We start from the raw sequence: 5423 nt of genomic DNA, 5'->3' as shown, positions 1-5423 counted from the left end.
GGGTGACGACGTACCAGAATATGCCCCATTTCCGGGTGGGATAATCCATGTATCAGCTTTCCACCAACCAAAGCACCCGCCCCGATGCCTGTACCTATCGTAATATACAGACAGTTGTCCAATCCTTTGGCGGCACCCCAAATAGACTCACCAAGTGCTGCTCCATTCACATCCGTGTCAAACCCCATAGGCACATCAAAATGCTCTTTCAGTTTGCCAATCAGATTGTAATTTCCCCAATGTGGCTTTGGCGTTGTTGTAATATAGCCATATGTATCACTACCTTCGATAGGATCAATCGGCCCGAACGAGCCTACGCCCAATGCTTCAATGCCCTTGCCTTCAAAAAATGCGATGACATTCTCCATTGTTTCTACTGGTGTGGTTGTTGGAAAGCTCGCCCGTTCCAGTACCTCTCCACGTTCGTTGCCAATTCCACATACAAATTTGGTACCGCCTGCCTCAATTGCTCCCAATACTGTCATAGTTGCTGTTGTCCCCTTTCGATAATCCGGTTCTCTCTCCACTATATTCACCTGAAATGTACCTGAGGTCAATCCCCTTATCGCAATTGTATATAATCCTTCACATGACTATATAACTCCGTCGACATATGGGAATATAAATAAGGACACTAACGCACCAAGCGTCAGCATCCCTATATTACTTACTTTACTTAAATTGTCCGTATCAAGCCTAACAGCTTTATTAAGATCCGGTTGCGACACCCATCAATGTACACAAGCTTTTCATTTCAAGCTGCTCAAACTTGTCTACAATTTGCACGTGATCCAGCGTCAGCAGACAGCTATCCAAAGCACATGCTACAGGTACACCACAGTGAATTTCAGCAAGTTTGCGTGAAAGATGCAGCATATCCAAATCACTCTCAATTTTTTTACGGACCGAGGGTGTTAATTGATCCAGATTCTCCAGAATGCCCTCAATAGAGTCGTATTCCTGAACCAGCTTGAGTGCCGTTTTCTCACCAATACCTCGTACTCCTGGATAATTATCGCTTGCATCCCCCATCAGGCCTTTAAGGTCTACCACTTGACGTGGCTTAAGCCCTTTTTCAGTCAGCAGGGTCTCCGGGGTGTATACCATATAATTGCCGTGCCCTTTTTTCATAATAATGACCCGTGTCCGCTCATCCACTAATTGAAGTAAATCATGATCTCCTGAGAGAATCATTACATCCATGTCCTCATTTTGCGAATAATGGCGTGCAAGCGTACCGATACAATCATCGGCTTCAAAGCCTTCCGCTCCAATGTTGGGAATGCCGAGGCTGTCCGTCACTTCACGAATCAATGTAAATTGGGGAATCAAATCATCTGGTGCGTCGGCTCGGTTTCCTTTATACGCAGCAAAATGTTCCCCACGGAATGTCGTTCCGCCCATATCCCAGCAGCAAATGACATGTGTAGGATTAAACGTTTGGACTGCATCCCAAAAATATCGAATAAAACCATAGATGGCGTTCGTTGGCACCCCAGCTTTTGTACGACGGATATAACCGTTTGCGGCGGTTGCATAATAAGCGCGAAATAGCAGGGCCATGCCGTCAACCAGCATTACGGATTGTTCATTGCGTTGTGTCACAGATTGTATTGCTCCCATTCATCATAATATTTAACCCCCACAGTATAACATATCGTGAGTGTAAATTGGGCGTTATTGAGCTTCCCATGTGCCCTCAAATGTTTCCTCTTTGAATCCTATCGTTACTTTGTTCCCGTCGGTTACAATCGGGCGTTTGATTAATCTACCATTCGAGGATAAAAGCGAAATTTGCTCTTCACGACTCATGTCTCCAAGCTTATCTTTCAGCTTTAGCTCTTTGTACACCTCACCGCTTGTATTAAAAAACTTTTTCAGCTCCAGCCCGCTTTTTCGAATTAAATCTTCCAATTCCTCCGGGCCGGGCGGCTGTTCAAAAATAGGAATAAGTTCCGTCTCATGTCCCTTGTTTTGCAGCCATTTCACTGCATTACGACAGGTACTGCATTTAGAATACTGATATACTTTCAGTTGGCTCATCGCTAGATTAACCTCCATTTGGTTTCGATAGCTTATTTATATTTTATTCTGAAAAATATTGCGCTCTTAATAGCTCCTGCATTTCAGCCATATCTTCAGGTAGAGGAGCATAGAACGTCAGCCGCTCCCCGATTACAGGATGCTCCAAGGACAGTTCTGAGGCATGCAAGGCTTGTCGAGGCATCCTGGCATCAAGATGATCATATCGTTCACGTTGCGCAGCATCATCGGGTGTAATCCGGTACATTTTATCTCCGATCAACGGACAACCGATATAAGTCATATGCACTCGAATTTGGTGCGTACGCCCAGATTCCAACTTTAGTCCGATGCGACTTCCCCCGTTCCACACTTCCTCCAGCTTATACAGCGTAAGGGCAGGATAACCATCCGGGGTCACCATACGTAAATGCGGATTATCCGGGTTGCGGTCAATCGGTCCGTCAACCTTACCTTCCTGCAGCTCAGGGCGCCCATGCACCAGAGCCGTATAGCGCTTATCCACCGTTCCCGCAATCATCTGCTCAGAAATATGCTGGTGTACATACGGATTTTTGGCTACTACCAGCACACCCGTCGTCTCTTGATCAAGACGATGAACAGGACGAAACCGGAACAGTTCTCCCTTGGTCTGCCAATAATGCACAACCCCATTAGCCAGTGTTCCAGTGTAATGACCGTGAGTTGGATGGACAATCATACCCGCCGCCTTGTTCACCACTAACAAATGTTCATCCTCAAACAATATCTCAAAAGGAATGGGTTCAGGTAAAATATCATCAGAACGCTCGCGCTCCATGCGAATTTCTACTCGATCCCCGGACTTCACCTTTACGCTGATGTACACACGTGTCCCGTTCAGCATAATACCTTGCTCGGTCAGCTTGAGTTTGGATATTAACTTTCGAGAAATGTTCATACGTTTTTGTAAAATAGTCTTCAACAGCATGCCCTCCTCCTCAGGAGGGATCGTATATACGATAGGTTCATAGTACAAGCTCATCACAAATTCCCGGTTGCCTCCTTATTTGCGGAACACTTTTTTGCTGCGCACATATTCGACATCGGGCACACCCTGACGGACATTCGCTGTGCGAGCAACGGCAAAGAAATAATCGGAAAGACGGTTCAAATACCGACGTACCGCCGGATTGATGTCCGTATGTTTACCTAGTGTAACAGCACGGCGTTCCGCGCGTCGGCAAACCGTACGGCAAACATGAAGCGTTGAGGATAATGTGCTACCACCCGGTATAATAAAACGCTCCACCTTCGGATTTTCCTCCTGACATGCATCAATCCAGCCTTCCAGGCGCTCTGCCAGCTCGTCTTTCACCTTATATTTGCTTTCACTGATTTTAACAAACGCCAAATCCGAACCACAATCAAACAGCTCCTGCTGTATTTCCTCCAATTGAGTCCGAATATCCGCAAACTTTTCCCCTTCGGCAAAGCTGATCGCTTGTCCTACAAAGCTGTTCAGCTCGTCAATTGTACCGTATGCCTCCACACGGTCATCATCTTTGGACACTCGACCTCCAATCACAGAAGTTTGTCCTTCATCACCTGTTCTGGTATATATACCCATATTACTCCATCCCCCTTATCATTCCGTAAGTGCTTTCAGCACCTTGATGGCTTCTTCCTTATTGCTTGTACGAGGCGGAACGGTAGCAAATAATGTTTTTGAGTTATATTTTAGCTCCTTAAACATCTTCATCTGCTCCACCGGAATTCCGAACAAATGAGTTTCCTTGCTTACATCTGTTCCTTCTTCCTCCTGCCCCTTCTTCTTAAATACGCCGCCCTCGAACACGCCCCGAGCGTACGTCTTCTTGTCAAAAGCATCATCTAACGGCAGATTCGAACCATTCTGTCCATACAGCTTCATGTCCTCTTCCGGCAAAAGAAACAGATCATGCTCCCCGGCCGCATATTCTACAACCAGCTTCTGCTGGTTATACAGCGGACTGACTGAAATCTCAATAGTCGGAGCCTGTTCGCCCAGCTTATCCTTAAGCTTTTGTGCCAGCTCTTCACGGATGACTGAAGCATCCCCTTTATCCATAATAAAAATGGAGAAGCTGTCCTTGTCCCGTCCCCCACATCCAGCCAATAATACAAGTGTCAACATTCCGATAATCCATGGCGATAGCCTTTTTAGCCCTGTTCTCATATGTACGCCCCCTCTTCCATGCCATTAATATATCATAAGTTGTGAACGCAAAAAAAGAAGGCCCTACGGCCTCCTTCTTACCTTTGGCTGACTTCACACGGTTAAACCTTGCATTCCGTACCATACATTTTCATGTATTCATTGATTTTCAAATCGAGCTTGCAACTAATCTCGATGACAAGATCAGAGGTGAAGGACTGCTCTTCCTGAAACGTCCGCATCATCTCATTGCGCAGGAACAAAATTTCATCTTCTAGGGAAATGTCGTATCCTATTGAACTAGACGAATTATATCCAACATATGACATGAGCATTCCTCCTACAATTGAAAAATTGAACTTCCTGCTTTCGAATTCAAATTATAGCATAGAAATTTAGAAATAAAAGACTATTTTTTATGAATTACCCATAAAAAAATAATTTTAACCTTCTTTTCTTACTTTTTCTACAAAATGACCAATCCGATCCAGTGCCTCCGTCAGCTGAGCAACAGAAGTCGCGTATGAGCAACGAAGATAGCCTTCGCCTCCCAAACCGAACACATTACCCGGTACAGCCGCAACTTTAGCCTCTGCCAATAGACGCTGTGCAAATTCATCTGAGCTAAGTCCCGTGCTTTGAATACTAGGGAAAACATAAAAAGCCCCTCTTGGCTCATGGCACTCCAGGCCGATTTCCCGGAACCCTTCAACCATCAGACGGCGACGCTGATTATAGGCTTCTACCATACGATCTTTCTCACCCAAACCATTCCGCAAGCCTTCCAGTGCCGCAACTTGCCCCATAGAAGGCGCACACATTACGGTGTACTGATGGATTTTGAGCATAGCCGCAATCAGATCTGGATGTCCGCATGTATATCCAATACGCCAGCCTGTCATGGCGAAGGCTTTGGAGAAACCACTGACGAGAATCGTACGATCCATCATACCAGGCATAGCGGCAAAACTAACATGCTTCTCTCCATAATTCAATTCAGCATAAATTTCATCAGAAATGACGATCAAATCATGCTTTTCCACGACTTCGGCAATCGGAAGCCAATCTTCATAAGTCATCGTAGCCCCAGTTGGATTACTCGGATAGCATAAAATCAGCACCTTGGATTTAGGTGTAATTTTTGCCTCCAACGCCTCAGCCGTCAGCTTAAATTCATCCTTAGCAAATGTTTCAATACCTACCGGAATCCCGCCTCCAATTGAAG

8 protein-coding genes are annotated in these 5423 nt (G+C 45.5%); all 8 read right to left on the bottom strand.

Annotation, left to right across the window (positions count from 1 at the left end; all coding sequences use genetic code 11):
• The coding region (locus GRP75_RS18275) for an ROK family protein (RefSeq protein WP_160789987.1) at window positions 1-485 on the bottom strand (485 nt) is incomplete at its 3' end.
• A gap of 223 nt (window positions 486-708) precedes the next feature.
• On the bottom strand, window positions 709-1605 hold the full coding sequence (locus GRP75_RS18270; RefSeq protein WP_013309415.1) for a 5'-3' exonuclease: 897 nt from the start codon (window positions 1603-1605) through the stop codon (window positions 709-711).
• A 72-nt stretch (window positions 1606-1677) separates the two neighbouring features.
• Window positions 1678-2043 carry an arsenate reductase family protein gene (locus GRP75_RS18265; protein WP_023987785.1) on the bottom strand — a complete coding sequence of 122 codons (366 nt, stop codon included), beginning with the start codon at window positions 2041-2043 and terminating at the stop codon, window positions 1678-1680.
• A 43-nt stretch (window positions 2044-2086) separates the two neighbouring features.
• Window positions 2087-3046: an RluA family pseudouridine synthase gene (locus GRP75_RS18260; RefSeq protein WP_160789988.1), complete on the bottom strand. Its 960-nt coding sequence runs from the start codon at window positions 3044-3046 to the stop codon at window positions 2087-2089.
• A 21-nt stretch (window positions 3047-3067) separates the two neighbouring features.
• A complete protein-coding gene (locus tag GRP75_RS18255; RefSeq protein ID WP_028542959.1) occupies window positions 3068-3631 on the bottom strand; it encodes a cob(I)yrinic acid a,c-diamide adenosyltransferase in 564 nt (187 codons plus the stop codon).
• Between the two features lie 18 nt (window positions 3632-3649).
• Window positions 3650-4219: a type 2 periplasmic-binding domain-containing protein gene (locus tag GRP75_RS18250; RefSeq protein WP_160789986.1), complete on the bottom strand. Its 570-nt coding sequence runs from the start codon at window positions 4217-4219 to the stop codon at window positions 3650-3652.
• 101 nt (window positions 4220-4320) lie between these two features.
• Complete coding sequence (locus GRP75_RS18245; RefSeq protein WP_023987781.1) at window positions 4321-4527, bottom strand: aspartyl-phosphate phosphatase Spo0E family protein; 207 nt, start codon at window positions 4525-4527, stop codon at window positions 4321-4323.
• 114 nt (window positions 4528-4641) lie between these two features.
• A partial coding sequence (locus tag GRP75_RS18240) for an aminotransferase class I/II-fold pyridoxal phosphate-dependent enzyme (protein WP_160789985.1) occupies window positions 4642-5423 on the bottom strand: 782 nt, incomplete at its 5' end.

The sequence above is a fragment of the Paenibacillus sp. OT2-17 genome, assembly GCF_009827695.1.
GTDB classification, from domain to species: domain Bacteria; phylum Bacillota; class Bacilli; order Paenibacillales; family Paenibacillaceae; genus Paenibacillus; species Paenibacillus polymyxa_B.
Note: the sequence above shows the minus strand (reverse complement) of the source record. Positions and strands in the feature narration are given on the sequence as shown.

Coding starts and splice junctions, on each gene's coding strand:
- GRP75_RS18260 (WP_160789988.1), bottom strand. CDS start 3,046: ATGAGCTTGTACTATGAACCTATCGTATATACGATCCCTCCTGAGGAG.
- GRP75_RS18250 (WP_160789986.1), bottom strand. CDS start 4,219: ATGAGAACAGGGCTAAAAAGGCTATCGCCATGGATTATCGGAATGTTG.
- GRP75_RS18245 (WP_023987781.1), bottom strand. CDS start 4,527: ATGTCATATGTTGGATATAATTCGTCTAGTTCAATAGGATACGACATT.
- GRP75_RS18265 (WP_023987785.1), bottom strand. CDS start 2,043: ATGAGCCAACTGAAAGTATATCAGTATTCTAAATGCAGTACCTGTCGT.
- GRP75_RS18255 (WP_028542959.1), bottom strand. CDS start 3,631: ATGGGTATATATACCAGAACAGGTGATGAAGGACAAACTTCTGTGATT.